This is a genomic window from Kitasatospora sp. NPDC059817, from assembly GCF_042731835.1.
Classification (GTDB): domain Bacteria; phylum Actinomycetota; class Actinomycetes; order Streptomycetales; family Streptomycetaceae; genus Kitasatospora.
Window position 1 is genome coordinate 18636 of sequence record NZ_JBHWIR010000065.1, and the last position, 21548, is coordinate 40183.

The 21548-nt window shown below is 72.4% G+C and carries 16 protein-coding genes; 4 read left to right on the top strand and 12 right to left on the bottom strand.

Annotation, left to right across the window (positions count from 1 at the left end):
* Positions 1-4: 4 nt before the first annotated feature.
* From ACFV61_RS16490 to rsmI, 8 genes are all read right to left on the bottom strand, one after another.
* Positions 5-1864, bottom strand: a complete 1860-nt coding sequence (locus ACFV61_RS16490; protein WP_380492252.1) for an ABC-F family ATP-binding cassette domain-containing protein — start codon at positions 1862-1864, stop codon at positions 5-7.
* Between the two features lie 188 nt (positions 1865-2052).
* Entirely contained in the window at positions 2053-2970 is a 918-nt protein-coding gene (locus tag ACFV61_RS16495; RefSeq protein ID WP_380492255.1) for a 4-(cytidine 5'-diphospho)-2-C-methyl-D-erythritol kinase, read from the bottom strand.
* Entirely contained in the window at positions 2967-3890 is a 924-nt protein-coding gene (gene rsmA, locus ACFV61_RS16500) for a 16S rRNA (adenine(1518)-N(6)/adenine(1519)-N(6))-dimethyltransferase RsmA (protein ID WP_380492258.1), read from the bottom strand. The genes ACFV61_RS16495 and rsmA overlap by 4 nt, the downstream gene beginning before the upstream one ends.
* A 28-nt stretch (positions 3891-3918) precedes the next feature.
* Positions 3919-4542: a Uma2 family endonuclease gene (locus tag ACFV61_RS16505; RefSeq protein ID WP_244293383.1), complete on the bottom strand. Its 624-nt coding sequence runs from the start codon at positions 4540-4542 to the stop codon at positions 3919-3921.
* A 70-nt stretch (positions 4543-4612) separates the two neighbouring features.
* The gene (locus ACFV61_RS16510) at positions 4613-5491 is read right to left on the bottom strand and encodes a TatD family hydrolase (RefSeq protein WP_063348066.1); all 879 of its coding nucleotides are present in this window, start codon (positions 5489-5491) and stop codon (positions 4613-4615) included.
* Positions 5491-7110: a methionine--tRNA ligase gene (metG, locus tag ACFV61_RS16515; RefSeq protein ID WP_363619213.1), complete on the bottom strand. Its 1620-nt coding sequence runs from the start codon at positions 7108-7110 to the stop codon at positions 5491-5493. The genes ACFV61_RS16510 and metG overlap by 1 nt, the downstream gene beginning before the upstream one ends.
* Positions 7111-7211: 101 nt before the next feature.
* The gene (locus ACFV61_RS16520; RefSeq protein ID WP_350877715.1) at positions 7212-7637 is read right to left on the bottom strand and encodes a hypothetical protein; all 426 of its coding nucleotides are present in this window, start codon (positions 7635-7637) and stop codon (positions 7212-7214) included.
* Between the two features lie 287 nt (positions 7638-7924).
* Entirely contained in the window at positions 7925-8824 is a 900-nt protein-coding gene (gene rsmI / locus ACFV61_RS16525; RefSeq protein WP_380345710.1) for a 16S rRNA (cytidine(1402)-2'-O)-methyltransferase, read from the bottom strand.
* Positions 8825-8930: 106 nt separating this feature from the next.
* On the opposite strand from rsmI, the gene ACFV61_RS16530 reads away from it, so the two are divergent.
* Both ACFV61_RS16530 and ACFV61_RS16535 read left to right on the top strand, forming a co-directional pair.
* The gene (locus ACFV61_RS16530) at positions 8931-10808 is read left to right on the top strand and encodes a dolichyl-phosphate-mannose--protein mannosyltransferase (RefSeq protein WP_380492261.1); all 1878 of its coding nucleotides are present in this window, start codon (positions 8931-8933) and stop codon (positions 10806-10808) included.
* A gap of 174 nt (positions 10809-10982) precedes the next feature.
* On the top strand, positions 10983-12749 hold the full coding sequence (locus ACFV61_RS16535; RefSeq protein WP_380345712.1) for a penicillin-binding transpeptidase domain-containing protein: 1767 nt from the start codon (positions 10983-10985) through the stop codon (positions 12747-12749).
* A 25-nt stretch (positions 12750-12774) separates the two neighbouring features.
* Here the strand turns inward: ACFV61_RS16535 and ACFV61_RS16540 are convergent, their stop codons facing one another.
* From ACFV61_RS16540 to ACFV61_RS16555, 4 genes are all read right to left on the bottom strand, one after another.
* Positions 12775-14184, bottom strand: coding sequence for a glycosyltransferase 87 family protein (locus ACFV61_RS16540; RefSeq protein ID WP_159398452.1), 1410 nt, complete (start codon positions 14182-14184; stop codon positions 12775-12777).
* Between the two features lie 124 nt (positions 14185-14308).
* Complete coding sequence (locus ACFV61_RS16545) at positions 14309-15868, bottom strand: amino acid permease (RefSeq protein ID WP_380492264.1); 1560 nt, start codon at positions 15866-15868, stop codon at positions 14309-14311.
* A gap of 170 nt (positions 15869-16038) precedes the next feature.
* Positions 16039-17559, bottom strand: a complete 1521-nt coding sequence (locus ACFV61_RS16550) for a penicillin-binding transpeptidase domain-containing protein (RefSeq protein WP_380492267.1) — start codon at positions 17557-17559, stop codon at positions 16039-16041.
* A complete protein-coding gene (locus ACFV61_RS16555; protein WP_380492270.1) occupies positions 17559-18923 on the bottom strand; it encodes an FtsW/RodA/SpoVE family cell cycle protein in 1365 nt (454 codons plus the stop codon). Before ACFV61_RS16555 ends, ACFV61_RS16550 begins: the two co-directional genes overlap by 1 nt.
* Before the next feature lie 362 nt (positions 18924-19285).
* Here ACFV61_RS16555 and ACFV61_RS16560 point away from each other — a divergent pair, with 362 nt between their 5' ends.
* Positions 19286-20605 carry a VWA domain-containing protein gene (locus ACFV61_RS16560; RefSeq protein ID WP_380492272.1) on the top strand — a complete coding sequence of 440 codons (1320 nt, stop codon included), beginning with the start codon at positions 19286-19288 and terminating at the stop codon, positions 20603-20605.
* A 2-nt stretch (positions 20606-20607) separates the two neighbouring features.
* A complete protein-coding gene (locus tag ACFV61_RS16565; RefSeq protein WP_380492275.1) occupies positions 20608-21507 on the top strand; it encodes a peptidase in 900 nt (299 codons plus the stop codon).
* Positions 21508-21548 lie beyond the last annotated feature (41 nt).

Consider the following 21548-nt stretch of genomic DNA (forward strand, 5'->3'; position numbering starts at 1 on the left):
GGACTCAGACCTGCTCGGCCAGCTCCAGCCAGCTCAGCTCCAGCTCCTCCTTCTCCTCCCGGACGGCGCGCAGCTGCGCGTCCAGCTCCGCGACCTTGGAGAAGTCGGCGGCGTGCTCGGCGAGTTGGGCGTGCAGCTTGGACTCCTTCTGGTCCAGCTTGGCGATCTGCCGCTCCATCTTCTGCATCTCCTTCTTCGCCGCCCGCAGGTCGCCGCCCGACAGAGCCGACGCGGCGGTCCCGGCGTCCGAGCCACCCGCTGCCGCGGCCGAAGCAGCCGAGGCGGTCGAAGCACCCGAGGCGGCCGAAGCGGCGGCGGCGATCGAGGCGGCCATCCGCGCCCGCCGCTCCAGGTACTCGTCGACGCCGCCCGGCAGCATCCGCATCTTCTGGTCGCCGAGCAGCGCGTGGACGACGTCGGTGGTCCGCTCGATGAAGAACCGGTCGTGGCTGATGACGATCATCGAGCCGGGCCAGCCGTCGAGCAGGTCCTCCAGCTGGTTGAGGGTCTCGATGTCGAGGTCGTTGGTGGGCTCGTCGAGGAACAGCACGTTGGGCTCGTCCATCAGCAGGCGCAGCAGCTGGAGCCGCCGCCGCTCGCCGCCGGACAGGTCGCCGACGGGCGTCCACTGCTTGTCCTTGCCGAAGCCGAACTGCTCGCACAGCTGGCCGGCGCTCATCTCCCGGCCCTTGCCGAGGTCGACGCGCGAGCGGACCTGTTCGACGGCCTGGAGCACCCGGATGGCCGGGTCCAGTTCGACGACCTCCTGCGACAGGTAGGCGAGCCGGACCGTCTTGCCGACCTTGATCAGACCCGACGCGGGCTGCACGTCGCCCTCGGAGGCGTACGCGTCGCGCAGGGCGCGCAGCAGCGAGGTCTTGCCGGCGCCGTTGACGCCGAGCAGGCCGATCCGCTCGCCGGGGCCGAGCTGCCAGGTGAGGTTCTCCAGCAGCAGCTTGGGGCCGGCCTTGACGGTGACGCCTTCCAGGTCGAAGACGGTCCTGCCCAGTCGCGCGTTGGCGAACTTCATCAGCTCGGACCGGTCCCGGGGCTCCGGCACGTCGGCGATCAGGGCGTTGGCGGCCTCGATCCGGTAGCGCGGCTTGGAGGTGCGGGCGGGGGCGCCGCGGCGCAGCCAGGCGAGTTCCTTGCGGGCGAGGTTCTGGCGCTTCTGCTCCTCGACGGCCTCGATCCGGGAGCGCTCGGCGCGGGCGAAGACGTAGTCGGAGTAGCCGCCCTCGTACTCGTGCACGGCGCCGCCCTGGACGTCCCACATCCGGGTGCTGACCTGGTCGAGGAACCAGCGGTCGTGGGTGACGCAGACCAGCGCGGAGCGGCGCTTCTGCAGGTGCTGGGCGAGCCAGTTGATGCCCTCGACGTCGAGGTGGTTGGTGGGCTCGTCGAGGACGATCAGGTCGGGCGAGCCGAGGAGCAGCTTGGCGAGGGCGATCCGGCGGCGCTCGCCGCCGGAGAGCGGGCCGATGACGGTGTCGAGGCCGTCGGCGAAGCCGGGCAGGTCGAGGCCGCCGAAGAGGCCTTCGACGATGTCGCGGATGCGGGCGTCGCCGAGCCACTCGTGGTCGGCCCGGTCGGCGATCACCTCGTGCCGGATGGTGGCCGTCGGGTCGAGCGAGTCGTGCTGGGTGAGGACGGCCAGCTGGAGGCCGCCGTTCCAGGTGATCCGGCCGCTGTCGACCTCCTCCAGCTTGGCGAGCATCCGGATCAGGGTGGTCTTGCCGTCGCCGTTGCGTCCGACGACGCCGATCCGGTCGCCTTCGCTGACGCCGAGGCTGACTCCGTCCAGGAGGGCGCGGGTGCCGTAGACCTTCGTGACGGACTCGATGGTGGCGAGGTTGACGGCCACGTCTGCTGCGCTCCTGGGATTGGCGGTCTCGGGGCGGCCCGCCGGTCGCGGCCGGGCACCCCTGTCGGGGACGCCCCGATCTCCCCAGCCTAATGGGCCCGCCGAAGCGCCCTCACCGCCCGCAGTGGCGGGGGCCCGAACCGGCGGGCCCCGTACCGGCGAAGCCCTTAGAAACGTTGGCGGGGTCCCTACGGCACGAGCGCCGCCCCCGGCACCGGCCCGTACGTGGCGTGCGCGGTCCGGCAGGTGCCGGAGGCCCGCAGCGCCTCGGCGACGGCGGCGGCTGCGTCGGCGTCCTTGACGAGGAACGCGCAGGTCGGCCCCGAGCCGGAGACGAGGGCGCCGAGCGCGCCGGCCTCGGTGCCGGCCCGCAGGGTGGCGGCGAGCGCGGGGCGCAGCGAGAGGGCGGCGGGCTGGAGGTCGTTGGCGAGGGCGGCGGCCAGGGCGACGGCATCGCCCTGGGCGAGGGCGGCGAGCAGCGCGGGGTCGGCGTCGGGGGTGCGGACGTCGGTGTCGCTGGAGCCGGTGCCGGCCTCCTCGCGCAGGCGGTCGCACTCGCGGAAGACGGCGGGGGTGGAGAGGCCGCCGTCGGCGACCGCGAACACCCAGTGGAAGGTGCCGTCGACGGTGAGCGGCTGCAGGATCTCGCCCCGGCCGAGGCCCAGCGCGACGCCGCCGAGCAGGGCGAACGGCACGTCGGAGCCGAGTTCGGCGGCCAGTTCCAGGAGGGTGTCGAGGGGGGTGTCGAGCTGCCAGAGCGCGTCGCAGGCGACCAGCGCGGCGGCCCCGTCGGCGCTGCCGCCGGCCATGCCGCCGGCGACCGGGATGGCCTTGGCGATGTGCAGGTGCACGCCGGGTTCGGCGATGCCGTGGTGGGCGGCGAGCAGGCGGGCGGCGCGGGCGGCGAGGTTGCTGTCGTCGAGCGGTACGACGTGGGCGTCCGGCCCGGTGCAGGAGAGCGTGACGCCCTGCCCTGCCGTGGCGGTGACCTCGTCGCCGAGGGCGACGGCGAAGAACACGTTGGCCAGGTCGTGGAACCCGTCGGCGCGCAGTCCGCCCACCCCGAGCTGGGCGTTGACCTTGGCCGGAACCCGCACGGTGATCACTGGGAGTCCGCCTCCGGCTCGTGCTCGGCGATCTCCGGCTTGTGCTCGGCGATCTCCGGCTTGTGCTCGGCGATCGCGGCGAACTGCTCCACCGTGAGCATCTCGCCGCGCAGCTTGTGGTCGATCCCGGCGGCCGCGAGCGCCTGCTCGGCCCCGGCGGCGGAGCCGGCCCAGCCGGCCAGCGCGGCGCGCAGGGTCTTGCGCCGCTGGGCGAACGCGGCGTCGACGACGGCGAACACCTCCCTGCGGCTGGCGGTGGTCTTCGGCGGCTCGCGGCGGATCAGCGAGACCAGCCCGGAGTCGACGTTGGGGGCGGGCCAGAACACGTTCCGGCCGATGGCGCCGGACCGCTTCACGTCGGCGTACCAGTTGGCCTTGACGGACGGGACGCCGTACACCTTGTTGCCGGGCTTGGCGGCGAGCCGGTCGGCGACCTCGGCCTGCACCATCACCAGGGTGCGCTCGATGCTGGGGAAGGTCGCCAGCATGTGCAGCAGGACGGGCACGGCCACGTTGTACGGCAGGTTGGCGACCAGCGCGGTCGGCGCCGGCCCGGGCAGCTCGGTGACCTCCATGGCGTCGCTGAACACCAGGTCGAAGCTGTCGACCTTGCCGGGCATCCGGGCCGCGACGGTGTCCGGCAGGTGCTGTGCCAGCACCGGGTCGATCTCCACCGCCGTGACGTGCGCGGCCACCTCCAGCAGCGCCAGCGTCAGCGACCCGAGCCCGGGCCCGACCTCGACCACCGCGTCCTCGGCCGTCACCCCGCCTGCCCGGACGATCCGCCGCACGGTGTTGCCGTCGATGACGAAGTTCTGCCCGCGCTGCTTGGTCGGCTTCACGCCGAACGCGGCCGCCAGCTCCCGAATGTCGGCGGCGCCCAGCAGGTGGCTGTCAGGGGTGGGGTCGGTGGTGCTCACGCGCCAAGGATACGGGCGCGCGGGGCCCTCAGAGTTCGACGACCTCGGCGAGGTCGATCTCGACGGGGTACGGCACCGAGGTGCGGAGCACACCCTCGTGCTGGGCGACGGGCAGGTAGACGCCTTTCTCCTCGTCCCGGTGGAACTCGTGCACGATCGGCAGGTTGTCGAGGCCGCGCTCGACCCGCCAGTAGTACGGGATCTTCTTCTCGGCGTACTGGCCGGGCTTGCGGAAACGGTCGTTGGCCCGGGTGCCGTGGGATACGACCTCGACGGCCAGCACCAGGGATTCCGGCGGCAGGCACTCCAGTTCGAAGACGTCGAGACCGGTCTTGTCGAAGACCACCACGTCCGGCTTGGCCGTGTTGCTCTCGTCCAGGAGGACGCAACGCTCGACGTTCGCCGCGTACGGCGCGACGCGTGCGCTTCGAAGAGCCGTGTACAGCTCGTCGCGCACCTGGTCGTGCCACTGATTCGTCTGCCCCCGGACCACGATGACTCCGTCCACCAGATCCCATTCGAACGGCAGGTCGAATTTCTGAGCCTGCTCGTACGTCCAGCCCTGGGACGGCGGATGTGTCCAGTCGATGCGGTCCTCGACGGGTTCGTCGATCGGCTCGGCGGTCATCGCCACCTCCCTCACTGCACTCATGCTAGTCAGCCTAAGAAGCAGCCGGGAGTGCCGAATCGTTCCGCCGGAATCCGACTTTCGTTCGACCGGCTCAGTACCCGAAGGCCCGGGCCGTGTTCTCCGCGATCGCCGTGGACAGCTCGTCCTCGTGCAGCCCCAGCGTGTCGGCCATCGAGCGGACGGTGACCGGGATGAGGTACGGGGCGTTGGGCCGGCCGCGGTAGGGGTGGGGGGTGAGGAAGGGTGCGTCGGTCTCGACCAGGACGCGGTCGAGGGGGGTGGCGGCGAGGGCGTCGCGCAGCGGCTGGTTGGCCTTGAAGGTGACCGGGCCGGCGAAGGACAGGTACCAGCCGTGTTCGGCACAGACCTTGGCCATCTCGGCGTCGCCGGAGTAGCAGTGGAAGACCGTCCGCTCGGGGGCGCCTTCCGCCAGCAGGACGGCGATGACGTCCTCGTGGGCGTCGCGGTCGTGGATGACCAGGGCCTTGTCATGCCGTTTGGCCATCTCGATGTGGCGGCGGAACGACTCCTTCTGGATCTCGACGCCCTCGGGGCCGGTGCGGAAGTAGTCGAGGCCGGTCTCGCCGACGGCGCGGACCTGCGGGAGGGCGGCGAGCCGGTCGATCTCGGCGAGGGCCTCCTCCAGCGCGGCCTCGCCGCCCGCCTTCCGCTGCTGGCCGGACCAGCCGTCCGCGTCGCCGAGGAAGATCCGCGGCGCCTCGTTGGGGTGCAGGGCGACGGCCGCGTGCACCTGCTCGTACTGGGCCGCCAGTTCGGCGGCCCAGCGCGAGCCGGGCACGTCGCAGCCCACCTGGACGACCGTGGTGACCCCGACCGAGGCGGCCCGGGCCAGTCCCTCGGCCGGGGTGCCGGCCTGCATGTCGAGGTGGGTGTGCGAGTCGGCCACCGCCACGGCCAGGGGTTGCGGCAGTGGCGGCGGGGTCGACCGGGCGTCGTCCTTGGCAGACATCAGGAGGCGGGCTTCTCTTCGAGGCGCGGGAACAGGATCTCGCCCTTGGTGACGGTGCTGCCGGCGGGCAGCCGGCCCCAGTCGGCGGTGGTGGCGATGGTCTGGGCGGCGAGCGCGCCGAGGCCGGCCTCGGCGCCGAGCGAGGTCCACAGCTTCTCGGCGGTGGACGGCATCACCGGGTTGAGCATGACGGCGGTGCCGCGCAGCGCCTCGGCGGCGGTGTAGAGGATGGTGGCGAGGCGGGCGCGGCCCTGCTCCGAGTCGTCCTTGGCCACCTTCCACGGCTCCTGCTCGGTGAGGTAGCCGTTGACCTGCTTGACGAACTCGAAGATCGCCGCGAGGCCGCCGGCGAAGTCCAGCTCCTCGCCGATCTTCCGGTCGGCGGTGGCGAGGGCCGTGGCGAGGCCGTCCGCGATGGCCTGCTCGGCGTCACCGGGGGCGGCGGCGGCTGGCAGCGCGCCGTCGAAGTACTTGCCGACCATGGCGGCGACCCGGGAGGCCAGGTTGCCGAAGTCGTTGGCGAGTTCGGATGTGTACCGGGCGGTGAAGTCCTCCCAGGAGAACGAGCCGTCGGTGCCGAAGGGGATCGCCCGCAGGAAGTAGTAGCGGTAGGCGTCCACGCCGAAGTGCGAGGTGAGGTCGGTGGGCGAGATGCCGGTCAGGTTGGACTTGGACATCTTCTCGCCGCCGACCATCAGCCAGCCGTTGGCGACGACCCGCTTGGGCAGCGGCAGGCCCGCGGCCATCAGCATGGCGGGCCAGATCACCGCGTGGAAGCGCAGGATGTCCTTGCCCACCAGGTGGACGGAGGCCGGCCACAGTTCGGCGAAGCGCTCCGGGTCGCTGCCGTAGCCGGCCGCGGTGATGTAGTTCTGCAGCGCGTCCACCCACACGTACAGGACGTGCTTCTCGTCCCAGGGCAGCGGGACGCCCCAGTTGAAGGTGGAGCGGGAGATCGAGAGGTCCTTCAGGTCCTGCTCGACGAAGCGCAGCACCTCGTTGCGGGCCGAGGCCGGCTGGATGAAGTCCGGGTTGGCGGCGTAGAACTCCAGCAGTTTCGGGCCGTAGGCGGAGAGGCGGAAGAAGTAGTTCTCCTCCTCCAGCCATTCGACCGGCCGCTTGTGCACGGCGCAGAGCTTCTCGTCCTCGGTGGCGCCGTCGAGCAGTTCGGCCGGGAGCTTGAACTCCTCGCAGCCGACGCAGTACGGGCCGGAGTAGCCGCCCTTGTAGATCTCGTCCTTGTCGTACAGGTCCTGGACGAACTCCTGCACGCGGTCGGTGTGGCGCTGCTGGGTGGTGCGGATGAAGTCGTCGTTGGCGATCTCCAGGTGCTCCCAGAGCGGCTTCCAGGCCTCTTCGACCAGCTTGTCGCACCACTCCTGCGGGCTGACGCCGTTGGCCTCGGCGGTCCGCATGATCTTCTGACCGTGCTCGTCGGTGCCGGTCAGGTACCACACCTTCTCACCGCGCTGGCGGTGCCAGCGGGTGAGGACGTCGCCCGCCACGGTGGTGTACGCGTGGCCCAGGTGCGGGCGATCGTTGACGTAGTAGATCGGGGTGGAAACGTAGTACGCCGGGGCGGTCGCCCCGGTGGTGCTGTGGTCTGCAGTGGCCGCCATGGTCGGAAAGCTTAGTCGGGCCCACCCGCAGCCCTCGACCGGATAACCGCATGACCGGCGACGGCGGGGGCCGCCCCCGCGTGCGCTCCCGGTGTCGGCGGTCAGCCCAGCAGCCGCGACCAGAACCGGGCCCAACGTCCGCGCGGCTTCACGGGGTCGGACACCGGGGGCGCCCCGGCCGGCTCGGCGTGCGCCGGGTAGCCGGGAGCGTGGTGCCAGGACTGGTCGGCGGTGGCGACCCGGCCCTCGCGCATGATCCGGACGGTGTGTCCGCCACACCCCGGGCAGGTCGGCTTGAGCAGCGGGGACGGTACCCGGACACCGTTGGCGTGGTATTCGAACACGACGTGCCCGTCCTTGCCGGCGTGGTGCTCGATGTCGTACGCCTGCTCCCAGCCGTACCCGCATCGCAGGCAGGCGAAGGAGTAGGCCTCCCGCACGGTCTCGACGGGAGTGTGCGGCCGTCCGGCCAGGCCGGGGGCGCTCAGCGCGTTGCCACCGAGGGGGCTACCGATCATCTCGCTCATAGCCGTCTCCCAGCGCCCGCCGGGCGCTCGCCCGGCTGGGTCTTTCCATTCCAGGAAATGCCCTGACGGCCTCGGCCGATGCCCTGCTTGTGAAGAGTTGGACGCGGGTTGGGAACTCCTATACGAAAGGCCTGGATCGTTCCGGAAACCGCGACCGAATCTTCAGCTCCGTGGGCGTTTACCGGGGCCTTCCCTCAAAGGTACGACTCCCCCGGAGTCACGCAACCCCCGGAATTCACCCCTCTTTCAGGGCCCCGTCCCGGCCGCCGCCGGGCCCGCTTCCGGCGCTACTTCCCGGCCCCGTTCCCGGCCCCCTTCGCGGCTCCGCCCCCGGCCTCGTTCTTCGCCTCGTTCTTGGCCGCCACCACCGCGTCGAACACCTCCCGCTTCGGCAGCGCGAGCTCCGCCGCGACGGCCGCGATGGCCTCCTTGCGGCGCTCCCCGGCCTCCTCCCGGACGGCCACCAGCCGGGCCAGCTCGGCGGGGGTGAGCTCCTGCGGCGCCGCCGGCGGGGCGCCCGCGACGACGACGGTGATCTCGCCCCTGACGCCTTCGGCGGCCCAGGCCGCCAGGTCGCCGAGGGGCCCGCGCTTCACCTCCTCGTACGTCTTGGTGAGCTCGCGGCAGACGGCGGCGGGCCGGTCGGCGCCGAACGCCTCGGCCATCGCGGCGAGCGCCTCGGCGATCCGGTGCGGCGCCTCGAAGAAGACCATGGTGCGCGGCTCGGCCGCGATCGAGGCGAGCTGCCGGGCCCGGTCGCCGGTCTTGCGCGGCAGGAAGCCCTCGAAGGTGAAGCGGTCGACGGGCAGGCCGGACAGCGCGAGCGCGGTGAGCACGGCGGACGGCCCGGGCACCGCGGTGACCTTGACGTCGGCCTCGACGGCGGCGGCGACCAGCCGGTAGCCGGGGTCGGAGACGGACGGCATGCCGGCGTCGGTGACCAGCAGCACCCGGGCGCCGCCGAGCAGTGCCTCGACCAGTTCGGGGGTGCGGCCGACCTCGTTGCCCTCGAAGTAGGAGACCACCCGCCCGGCCGGGGTCACCCCGAGCGCCTGGGTGAGCCGGCGCAGCCGCCGGGTGTCCTCGGCCGCGATCACGTCCGCCGTGGCCAGTTCGGTGAGCAGCCGGGGCGGGGCGTCCGAGACGTCGCCGATGGGGGTGCCTGCGAGAACGAGTACTCCTGTCACGGGCCCCATCCTTGCAGCTACCGCGGCCCGGGGGCTTTTGGTGACGATTCGGGCAGCTTCCGAGGGAGCGGTCACGTGTGCGAGAACCGCCCCTACGATGTGGCGGATGAACGGCGACACGGCGGCTCGCACGCCCACTGGTACAGACCACACCGCGCAGGATGGCGGCGACGTGGCCGGCCTGCCGTCCTCCGCCGTCCCGGCTCCGCGGCCCGCCGACCAGGCCGGGAGCCCCGCGCAGCACGACCGACCCGACCAGTTCGACGACCCGGACCAGCCCGACCAACCCGGCAGCGCCGCGCGGAGCTGGCGCGAGCGGCTGGCCGGGTTCGGCTACGCCGGCCGCCCGGTGGCCCCGCTGGCCGAGCGCCTGGCCCCGCCGATGCCGGACGGCCCCGGGGTGACCCCGGCGGTGGTGCCCCCGTCGCCGCTGCTGCTGCGGCTGGGCGTGTCCGTGCCGCCGGCCGTGTGGTCGTGGCTGTGCCGCTGGTCCGGCTGGCTGGGCCCGATCGCGGTGGCGGTGTTCGCCGGGATCCTGCGCTTCACCAACCTCGGCCAGCCGCACGCGATCATCTTCGACGAGACGTACTACGCCAAGGACGCCTACGCGCTCTGGCACGGCGGCTACGAGATCAACTGGCCGGACGGCGCCAACGAGCAGATCATGACGCCCGGCGCGGCCGTCCCGTACCGCTCGACGGCGTCCTACGTGGTCCATCCGCCGGTGGGCAAGTGGATCATCGGCGCCGGCGAGATGCTGTTCGGCATGAACCCCTTCGGCTGGCGGTTCGCGGTGGCCCTGCTCGGCACGCTGTCGGTGCTGATGGTGGCCAGGATCGCCCGCCGGCTGTTCCGCTCGACCCTGCTGGGCTGCGTGGCCGGCCTGCTGCTCTCGGTGGACGGCCTGCACCTGGTGCTCAGCCGCGCCGCGCTGCTGGACCTGGTGGTGATGTTCTGGATCCTCGCCGCCTTCGGTTTCCTACTGCTGGACCGCGACCGCACCCGGGCCCGGCTGGCCGACCGGCTCGGCGGGGTGGCGGACGCGGTGCTGGCGCAGCGGGCGAACCTGGGCTGGCGCCCGTACCGGATCGCGGCCGGCGTCTGCGTCGGCCTGACCTGCGCCACCAAGTGGAGCGGCCTGTACGTCGCGGCGGCCTTCGGCGTGATGACGGTGCTGTGGGACGTCGGCGCCCGCCGCCTGGCCGGGGCCCCGCGCCCGTACCTGGCGACGCTCGCCCGGGACGTGGTGCCGGCCTTCGTGTCGGTCGTGGTGGTGTCGCTGGTCGTCTACGTCACGTCCTGGTGGGGCTGGTTCGCCAGCAGCAACGTGCCGGGCAAGGGCGGCTGGGGCCGGGACTGGGCGGTCGGCCGCTCGACGGACTACCCGTGGATACCCGAGGGGCTGCGCGCCCTGTGGCACTACCACTCGACGGTCTACGACTTCCACACCCACCTGAGCGACCCGCACACCTACCAGTCGAACCCGTGGTCCTGGCTGGTGCTGGGCCGGCCGGTCTCGTTCTTCTACGAGTCCCCCAAGCAGGGCCAGAGCGGCTGCACGGCCGCCGAGTGCGCCCGCGAGGTACTGGGCATCGGCACCCCGCTGCTGTGGTGGGCGGCCGTGGTGGCGCTGGTGTACTGCCTGTGGCGCTGGGTGGCGCGGCGGGACTGGCGGGCCGGAGCGGTGCTGTGCGGCCTGGCCGCCGGTTACCTGCCGTGGTTCGCCTACCAGCAGCGGACGATCTTCCTCTTCTACGCGGTGGTGTTCGTCCCGTTCCTGGTGCTCGCGGTGACCATGCTGGTCGGTGCGCTGATCGGGCCGCCGGGCGCCTCCCGGGACCGCCGGATCATCGGTTCGGCGGCGGCCGGGCTGCTGGTGCTGCTGATCGTGTGGAACTTCCTCTTCTTCTTCCCGCTGTTCACCGGGCAGACGATTCCGATGGACGACTGGCGCCAGCGGATGTGGTTCAACAGCTGGATCTGATCGACACCGCTGTTCCCTGAATCGTCCGTATGCGGTGCACGACACGTACCAGATCCGTCACAACTCGCGGGCATTTCGTCGGCGCACCGATCGGCGCTGCCTAGGGTGGGGGGAACAGCGTGTCCGGCCCCGGTCGGTTGCGCCCGTCCGGCAGACCCTTGGGGGAACAGCACCATGCGCAGAGGCGCGAAGATCGGCATCATCACCGGCGTCTCCGTCGCCGTGCTCGCAGGCGGTGGCTACGGGGCGTACAGCCTGATGGGCGGCTCGGACTCCGGATCGTCCTCGGCGAAGAAGCCCCGCACGGTGGTCGCCGAGCCGCCCTCGGCCGAGCAGGCGACCAACGGTGCGAAGGACTTCCTGGCGGCCTGGGCCGCCGGCGAGCTGGACAAGGCGGCCGCGCTGACGGACGACCCGGCCGCGGCCACCACCGCGCTGACGGCGTTCCGCGACCAGGTCAAGCCGAGCGCGCTGACCCTGGCCCCGGCCGGCCCGGCCACCCCGCAGGCCTTCGCCTCGGCCACCGGCACCCCCGCGCCGGCCAAGCCCTCCGCCGGAGCCTCGGCCACGCCGTCGGCGGGCGCGACCCCGGGTGCCACCGACTCGCCGTCGGCCTCCGCCTCGGCCGGCCCCGCCGGTGTGCTGATGGGCTTCAAGGCGCGCGCCGAGTTCGCCGGCACCAACCGGGTCTGGGACTACAACGGCTTCCTGAACGTCGTGAAGATGAGCGACAACACCCCGGCCGTGCACTGGGCGCCGACGGTGATCCACCCGCACCTGTCCGGCAACGAGACGATCGCCACCCAGCAGGTCTTCGCCCCGCCGTCCACCGTGGTGGACCGCAACGGCAAGCCGCTGCAGGGCGCCTCGCTCACCCCGGCGCTGCTGTCCACCCTCCAGGACAACGCCCACAAGCTGCTGCCGCCGGACCCGAACAAGGACCAGGACGCGGGCAGCGCGGTGGTGATCAGCGACCCGGCCGGCAAGGGGGCCGCGGACAAGCTGTTCACCATCGTCGAGCCCAAGCCCGGCAAGCCGTTCAAGGTGACCATCGACAACACCATCCAGGCGGCGGCCGAGAAGGCGATGACGGACCTGGGCGGCAAGTCCGGATCCGTCGCCGCGATCGAGCCGAGCACCGGCCAGGTGCTGGCCTTCGCCAACGCGCCGGCCAACGGTCAGAACCGGGCCTTCACCGGCCTGCTCGCGCCCGGCTCGACGATGAAGATCGTCACCTCGACGGCGCTGCTGGAGGCCGGGGTCAACCCGGACACCGTGGTGGCCTGCCCGGAGAAGAGCAGCAACCCGGTCGCGATCCCGAACGACTTCCCGGGCGCCTTCCCCAACAACACGCTCCAGCAGGACTTCATGATGTCCTGCAACACGGCCTTCATCAACCAGGGCCTGACCAGCCTCAAGCCCGAGACGCTGTCCAGCACGGCCAAGGACGTGTTCGGCATCGGCCTGGAGTGGAAGACCGGCCTGCCGAACACCGACGGCAAGGTGCCGCCGACGCCGGGCAGCAAGGACGAGCAGGCCATGAACTACATCGGCCAGGGCAAGGTCCAGATGAACCCGCTGGCCATCGCCTCGATCACCGCGACCGTCCAGAGCGGCGCGTTCAAGCAGCCGATCCTGGTCCCCGGCCTGCCGCAGCAGGCGGCGGCCCGCCAGATCGCGCCGGACGTCGCGGGCAAGCTGCGCGCGATGATGAACGCCACCGCCACCGGCGGCACGGCCAAGGACGTGATGGCCGGGATCACCGACAACGCGGGTGCCAAGACCGGCTCCGCCGAGGTCGCCGGCGCGTCCACCACCAACAGCTGGTTCACCGCCTTCCGCGGCAACATCGCGGTCGCCGCCGAGGTGCAGGGCGGCGGCCACGGCGTCGACGCGGCCGGCCCGGCCGTCGCCTCGCTGCTCAAGGCCGCGGGCCGCTAGAACAACCCGTCCGGACGGAGCCCGCTCAGCCCCGTGGCAGGGCGGGCTCCGGTCTGCCCGGGAGCCGGTGCGGCGGGATCGGGCGCCGGCTGCTCCAGCGCCGGGCCGCCAGCCGCGGCCAGATCACCAGGACCACCGGCAGGGCGAGGTAGCCGAACCGCCCGGCCGGGGCGAGCATGAACGCGATCGCCAGCCCGGCGGCCAGCAGGTCGGCGGCCGCGATCGCGGACACCGGCGGCCGGGCGAGCAGCCAGATGGCCACCCCGATCCCGCCCATGGTCATCAGCGCCAGCGAGACGGAGTGCCCGGTCGGCCCGAAGCCGGCCAGCACCTTGCCGGGCAGCGGGCTGCCGGCCGGGGTGCGGATGGCGGTGAGCCCGAGCGGGAAGCGCACCACCTGCTCGCGCAGCGCGTCCGCCCGGGTCAGCACGGAGGGCAGGAGCACGGCCAGGCCGGTGCCGAGCGCGATCAGGGTGGTCCGGGCGGCGGGCCGGCGGCCGTACAGCCGCCACAGCAGCAGGGCGGCGACCGGCAGCGCCGGCCAGGCCGTCCACTTGAGGGTGCAGGCGAGGGCGAGCACTAGGCCGGCGCCGACGGTGCGGTCCCGCTCGGCGAGTGCCATGGCGAGGCAGCAGAGGCCGATCAGCGGCAGGTCCACCCCGCCGACGACGAGGGCCAGCGAGATCAGCGGCGAGGCGGTGAGCACGGCGAGCGGCAGCAGCGGCGCGCGCTCGCGGGTGGGCCGCAGCAGCCGCCAGCTGGCCAGCAGGCAGACCACGAAGGCCAGCGCGAACCAGATCCGGGCGTCCCCGGCGACCTGGGCGAGGTCGGAGCCGTCGCCCAGCAGTTGGCGCGGCATCCCGAACAGGGTCATGGCCGGCAGGTACGGGTTGTAGTCGGTGACGACCACCGGGTGCGGCAGGTACGGGCTGCCGGTGGTGAGCAGCAGGTGGGCCGAGCGTTCGACCACCATCACCTCGGACTGGTGGCGGCCCTGCACGGCGAGCAGGGCGAGCGGCGCGAGGACGGCCCCGGCAAGGGCGACCACGGCGGCGGCGCGGGCCGCGTAGCGGCGCGGCAGGGTGAGGCAGAGCAGCCCGGCCAGGACGTAGGCGGGGGCCGCGATGAAACCCCACATCCGCTGGTTGGGCAGGTCGGAGACGAGCGGGAAGGCGGCCGCCCAGCCGGCCGCGATCAGGCAGCCGAGCAGTTGGACGGTGCGCATCGAGGCGAGTCGGGCGGGATTCAGCCGATCGGGCGTGGGTGGGAACGTGCTCTCGCCACGCTGGCGGGGGAACGGCCGACTGGAGAAGCCGAGGGGCGGTCGTCCTGGTCCGGACGGCGCTGCGGCGGGGGTCGGCGGGGCCGGCGTTCTGCTGCGGCCGGTGAAGCGGCCGCGCGGGCGGGAGAAGCCGGGCGTGCGGGTGCTCACCATGGTGGAAGGTTATGGGTGGTGGCCGGGCCCTGTCGCCATGGCGTGGGGCACGTGGCGGGAGGTGGCATGAGGGGGGCCGCCGAGTGTCGTGGTCGGCGGCCCCTCATGTCTGGATTCGTCCGGCTCAGCTGTTGCGGTGGCCGGTGGAGCTGTCCGCCGCGGCGGCCTGTGCCTGCTGCTCCAGTTTGGAGTGCTTGATGCTGTAGCCGAAGTAGACGACCACGGCGACGGCGAGGGCGATCGCGCCGGCCCGGAAGGTGTCGGCGTGCAGGCCGGTGATCAGGTAGGCGCAGAAGGCGACGCTGAGCAGCGGGACGACCGGGTAGCCGGGGACCTTGAAGCCACGCGGCAGGTCGGGCTGGGTGCGGCGCAGGATGATCACGCCGATCGAGACGACCGAGAAGGCGATGAGCGTCCCGAGGCTGGTGATGTCGGCCAGCTCCTTCAGCGGGACGAAGGCGGCCAGCGCGCCGACGCCGAGGCCCACCACGAGGGTGTTCCAGACCGGGGTGCCGGTGCGCGGGGAGAGTTCGGCGAAGCGCTTGGGCAGCATGCCGTCGCGGCCCATGGAGTACAGGATGCGGGTCTGGCCGTAGATCACCACGAGGGTGATGCTGAAGATCGAGATGATCGCGCCGATCGCGAAGACGATCGAGGGCCAGGTCTGGCCGGTGATGTCCTGGAGGATCTGGGCGAGGCCGGCCTCCTGGCCCTCGAACTTCTGCCACGGCTGGGCGCCGATGCCGGCGAGGGCGACCAGGATGTAGAGCAGGGTCACCACGACCAGCGAGATGATGATCGCCAGCGGCAGGGTGCGGCGCGGGTTCTTGACCTCCTCACCGGCGGTGGACACGGCGTCCAGGCCGATGAAGGAGAAGAAGATGCTGGACGCGGCGACCTGCACGCCGCCGATGCCGAGCGGCATGAACGGGGTCAGGTTGCCGGAGTGGAAGCCGGTGAGCGCGATGCCGACGAACAGCAGCAGGATCAGGATCTTGATCCCGACCATGGCCGCGTTGACCTTCACCGACTCGCTGACGCCGCGGGTGAGCAGCACGCAGACCATCGCGACCAGCAGCAGCGCCGGCAGGTTGAACCAGTGCGTGAGGTCCGGCGCGCCGGACAGCTGCTCCGGGATGGTGAAGCCGAAGGCCAGGTCGAGGAACTTGTTCAGGTACTCGGCCCAGCTCACCGCGATCGCGGAGGCGGAGACGCCGTACTCCATCAGCAGGCAGATGCCGACGCCGAACGCGACGCCCTCGCCGAGGGTGGCGTAGGCGTAGGAGTACGAGGATCCGGAGACCGGGATCGCGGAGGCCATCTCGGCGTAGCAGAGCGCGGTGAGTCCGGCGGTGACCGCGGCGAGCACGAAGGACAGGATGACGGCCGGTCCGGCCGAGGGCACCGCGCTGCTGAGCACGAAGAAGATGCCGGTGCCGATGGTGGCGCCGATGCCGATCGAGGACAGCTGCCAGAGGCCGATCGTGCGGCGCAGGTGGATGCCGGAGCGTCCGCCCTCCTCGGGCGCACCGGCCGGGGGGCCGTCCTGGCCCTCGCTCTCGGCGATGAGGGACGAGACGGGCTTGCGTCGCAGCAGACGCGCACCGAGAGAGTTGCTGGTCACAACTGCGGTCCTTCTGGGCGGGGGGAGGGTGTCCTGGCGGCCGGTCACTCGACGCGCCATGGGGTGTCATCGGGGACCAACCGAACAAAGATGGGACAGTACCCCGCGAAAGCACCAGTGTCGCAAACGAACAGTCCGGATCGGCGCATTGTACGAATTGGCGCATGAGCCTATACAAACCGGACACTTCGCAGACGGCGGATTCGCCGTCCAGCAGCTAAAGCAGCAGCTCAGCGGCCCAGTACCGCCCGCATCACCGAGCGGGCGATCGGCGCGGCCAGCCCGCCGCCGGTGACGTCCGTGGCGTCACTGTCCGCGATCACCACGGCCACCGCCACCGGCGGCACCGCGTCCGAGCCGGCGGGCTTGGCCCAGGAGATGAACCAGGCGTACGGCGTCCCGCTGTTGTCCACCCCGTGCTGCGCGGTGCCGGTCTTCCCGCCGACCACCGCGCCGCCGATCCGGGCGTTGCCGCCGGTGCCGTTCTCCACCACGTCGGCCATCAGCTTCTGCACCTGCCCGGCCACCGCCGGGGTCATCGCCCGCCGGTACACGGCGGGTTTCATCAGCTGCACCGCGGTGCCGTCGCCCTTCGTCAGCTTGTCCACGAGCTGTGGGCGCATCACCGTCCCGTCGTTGGCGATCCCGGCCGCGACCATCGCCATCACCAGCGGGGTCGCCGCGGTGTCGAACTGCCCGATCGAGGAGAGCGCCACCTGCGACTGGTTCATCGTGGTGTCGAAGTTGGACCGGGCCGGGCGCACCGGCATGTCCAGCCTGGCGTCGTTGAAGCCGAAGTTCTCGGCCATCGCGACCATCGGGCCCAGCCCGGTCCGCACCCCGAGGTAGCCCAGCACGCTGTTGCAGCTGTAGACCATCGCGGTGTCCAGCGACTGGCCGGGCCGGTCGCACGCCGAGGTGTCGTTGACCAGCGTCGTGGTCGTCCCGGGCAGCACGTACGGGAACGGCGCGTCGGTCGGCGCATCGGGGTCGGTGACCACGCCGGCCGCGAGCGCGGCCGCCGCCGTGACCACCTTGAAGGTCGAGCCCGGCGGGTAGGTCTGGCGCAGCGCCCGGTTGAGCATCGGCTGGTCGGTGTCGGCCTGCAGCCGGTTCCAGGCGGCCTGGTCGGCCGCGGCGGAGCCGGCGAAGCTGCCCGGGTCGTAGGACGGCGTGCTGGCCAGGGCGAGGATCCGGCCGGTGGCCGGCTCGATCGCGGCCACCGCGCCCTTCTGGCTGCCGAGCCCGCGCACCGCGGCCTCCTGGGCGGCCCGGTTCAGGGTGGTGTAGACGTCCCCGCCGGGGTTCTGCCTGCGGGCGACGGCGTCCCAGACCGCCCAGCCGGCCAGCCTGCTGTCCGTCCCGGACAGCAGGTCGTCCTCGACCCCCTCCAGCTGGGTGTTGCCGTACGCCTGTGAGGCGAAGCCGGTGACGGCCGCGTACGTCGGGCCGTCGGTGTAGGTGCGCTTGTAGTCGTACCGGCCGCCGGTGGGCTCGGAGCCGGTCACGGTGTCCGCGCCGACCCGGATGTTGCCGCGCGGCTGCGAGTACCGCTCGATGGTGAGCCGCTGGTTGGCGGAGTTGTGGTTGAGGTCCTCGGCCTGGAACACCTGCACCCGGGTGGCCTGGACGCACAGCGCCGCGACCAGCAGCAGGCAGAAGACGCCCGCGCGGCGCCCGGTGACGGAGATGCCGGGCAGGCCCTGCGGCCCGTTGCCCCGGGCGCGCGGACGGGAGCGGGCGCGCGCCATCAGTCCTCCTCCGACCCGGACGCGGACGGGGCTGGGACCGGGACCGGGGCCGGCCGGCGCGCGATGTCGCTCATCCGCACCAGCAACGCCACGATGATCCAGTTGGTGACCACCGAGGAGCCGCCCTGCGCGACGAACGGCAGCGTCATCCCGGTCAGCGGGATGAGGTCGAGCACCCCGCCGGCCACCACGAACACCTGGAGGCCGACGATCGCGGCCAGCCCGATCGCCAGCAGCCGCCCGAACGGGTCGCGCAGCGCGATGCCCGTCCGGAACCCCCGGGAGATCAGCAGCGCGTACAGCAGGAACACCGCGACGAGCCCGGTCAGACCGAGTTCCTCGCCGATGGTGGCGAGGATGAAGTCCGACTTGGCGGCGAAGCCGATCAGCACCGAGTGCCCGTTGCCAAGCCCGGTGCCCAGTTCCCCGCCCCAGGCGAAGGCGAACAGCGACTGGGCGATCTGGTTGGCGCCCTTGCCCGCCGCGATCGAGCCCAGCGGGTCCAGCCAGTCCGTCACCCGGCTGTGCACGTGCGGCGAGAGCCAGCCCACCGTGGCCGCCCCGACCGCCGCCAGGGCCAGCCCGATCACGATCCACCCGGTGCGCGCGGTGGCCACGTACAGCATCACCACGAACAGGCCGAAGAACAGCAGCGAGGTGCCGAGGTCCGTCTCCAGCACCAGGACGCCGACGAACGCCGCCCAGATCAGCAGCACCGGCCCGAGCACCCGGCCGCGCGGCAGCTGCCAGCGCCAGACCCGGCGGCCGGTGAGCGCCAGCGCGTCCCGGTGCACCGCCAGGTAGGCGGCGAAGAAGACGGCCAGCAGGATCTTGGCGAACTCCCCCGGCTGGAAGGACAGCGGCCCGATGACGATCCAGATCCGCGAGCCGTACACCGGGGGGAAGAAGATCGGCAGCACCAGCAGGACCAGCGCCACCAACGCCCCGAGGTAGGCGTACCGCTGCAGCCGCCGGTGGTCGCGCACCAGCAGCACGACCGCGATGAACAGCGCCACCCCCAGGCTCGACCAGAGCAGCTGGGTGGAGGCCGCGCCGGCGCCCGAGGTGGCGCGGTCCAGCCGGTAGATCACCACCAGCCCGATCCCGTTGAGCAGCACCGCGATCGGCAGCAGCAGCGGGTCCGCGTACCGGGCCCGCCGGCGGACCACGGCGTGCGCCAGCAGGGCGAGCACGCCGAGCGCGGCGCCGTACTCGGCCGCGCCGGCCGGCACCCTGCCGTCCAGGTTGACGCCGACCTCGACGTAGCCGAACACGGCGATCAGCACGGCGGCCAGGACCAGCAGCAGCTCGGTGGTGCGCCTGGTCGGCACCGGCCGGCTCGGCCGGGCTGCGGTTCTCGTCACGGCGGGGGGTGTCGCCACGGACCGTCCTGGGGGTCGCGGGGAGCCGGAGCGCTGTTCCGGGGGGATGCCAATCGGGATGGACCGGCGGCACGAAGCCGGTTCACCCAGGTTCGTCACCCTAACGAGCACTATCCATATTTATCGGCTTTTTGCTGCGGTGTGTCCGCTCTCGACGGAAATCCTCCGTTCCCGCCCGGACTCGCACGAAACCCGCACGGAAGGCTGTCCGGCCCAGGCAGGACGGGCGGGAGTCCGCGCGGCCCCGACGGCCTTTCCACGCGCCGGAGTTCACGCCACAGCGGGGTGACGCACGATCCGGTCTCGTTTGGCCATCGCGAACTGATGATCCCTAGGATCACCGGGTGACTACCGGACGACGACCAAAGACCAGGCTCGGCAGCCTGCTGGGCGCCCTGGCGATAACGGGCGCCTCGCTGCTCATCGGCCTGCCCGCCCACGCCGACGAACCATCAGCCGGAGCCGCCGCGCCCAAGGAGGCCCCCAGGGTCGACCTCGTCCTGGACGTCAGCGGCTCCATGAACGAGCGGGACATCCAGGGCAAGAGCCGGATCTCGGTGGCCCAGCAGTCGCTGAACGACGTGATCGACGCGCTGCCCGCGGAGACCGAGTTCGGCATCCGCACCCTGGGCGCGAACTACCCCGGCAACGACAAGACCCAGGGCTGCCAGGACACCAAGCAGCTGTACCCGGTCGGCAAGACCAACAAGGTCGAGGCCAAGACCGCCATCGCCACCCTGCGGCCCACCGGCTGGACCCCGATCGGCCTGGCCCTGCGCGGCGCGGCCCAGGACCTCGGCAAGGGCGAGACCACCCGCCGGGTGGTGCTGATCACCGACGGCGAGGACACCTGCACCCCGCCGGACCCCTGCGACGTCGCCCGTGAACTCGCCTCCCAGGGCATCCACCTGGTCGTCGACACCCTCGGCCTGGCCCACGACGACAAGACCCGCCAGCAGCTGCTCTGCATCGCCAACGCGACCGGCGGCACCTACACCGACGTCCGCACCCAGGAGCAGCTCACCGACAAGGTGAAGCAGCTGGTCGACCGCTCCAACGACACCTACGCGGTCACCCCGGTGAAGACCTCCGGCGCCGACAAGTGCGAGAGCGCCCCGGTGCTCGCCCCGGGCGTGTACAGCGACCGCGAGAAGTTCTCCGAGCACCGCGTCTACAAGGTCCCGGTCAAGTCCGGCCAGGAGCTGCGCGCCTCGGTCAGCGTCGGCCTGGACCGCGCGGTGGCCCGGGACTACGGCGTCCTGCTGCAGGCCACCAGCGCGACCGGCCAGGAGCTGGTCCGCGGCACCGACGCCGGCAGCAGCCGCACCGACGTGATCTCCACCGGCCTGCGCTGGTCCACCAGCGACTCCAAGGGCTACATCACCACCGGCCCGACCTCCTCGTCGAGCGCCAAGCCGGAGACCACCGTCTGCCTGGTCGTCAGCAACTCGCTGGCCCCGCAGGCCGGCGTCCAGGCCGACCCCGGCCTGCCGATGGAACTGACCGTCGACCTGGCCACCGCCTCGTCCGCCCCCGAGGGCGCGGCGATGGGCCTGGGCCGCGGCTGGATCCTGCTGCTCACCCTCACCCTCGCCGGGCTGCTGTTCGGCCTGGTGTTCGGCTGGATCGCCCGCTGGCGGATCTCTGTCTGGCGGGAGAACTGACCATGCGACCGACCACACGATCGACCACGCGTACGACCCTTCGCGGCGCCCTCGCCGCCCTCGCCCTGCTGCCCGCCCTCGCGCTGGCCGCCCCGGCCGCCTCCGCAGCCTCCCCCTCGCCCTCGGCGAGCGCGAGCGGCGCCCCGGCCCCGGCCACCAAGGCCGGCACCTCCTTCCTGACCGCGACCAACCTCTCCCCCGGCCAGGACGCCAACGTCGCCGCCTCCACCGGTGACTACCTGTACTGGGCGTTCGGCGCCTCCGAGGGCCAGGCCCCGACGATCGGCCTGACCGTCAACCTGGCCCCCGCGACCGACCGGCACGGCCCGCAGACCTGGTCCGCCGAGGTCTTCGACGGGCTCCGCCGCCGCCAGTCCTGCACCGCCGGCACCCAGAACGCCACCGGCGACCAGAACACCGGCACGCTCACGCTGAGCTGCACCCTGCGCGAGATCCGCTCCTGGGCCGAGCCGTGGTCCGGCGACCCGCTGCCCGGCACCTACTACGTGCGGCTCTCGGTCAGCGACGTCCCGCAGCCCGACCTGGGCCTGGCCACCTCCGTCCAGCTGCACGTCAGCGCCAAGGGCAACGCGGACAACGCCCAGCCGGAGGGCGGCGAGCTCAAGGCCCCGCTGGTCCCGCCGGCCGGCGGCGGCGCCAGCACCGCCAAGGCGGCCGCCCCGGTGGCGGCCGAGGAGCACTGGTACACCGGCTGGTTCTCCGGCTGGAACAGCCGCTGGTACTGGACCATCGGCGGCGGCGCCCTGGCCGCCCTGGCGGGCGTCCTGGGCTACAACCTGACCCGCCACCCCCGCGGCTACCGCCCGCCCCGCTACGGCGCCGTCCCGCCGCAGTCCGGCGCCCCCCAGCCCGGCCCCTACGCCGGCTCCCAGCGCCCCTGACCCACCCCGCCCCACCCCGAGGGCCGGCCGGACTCCCCCGG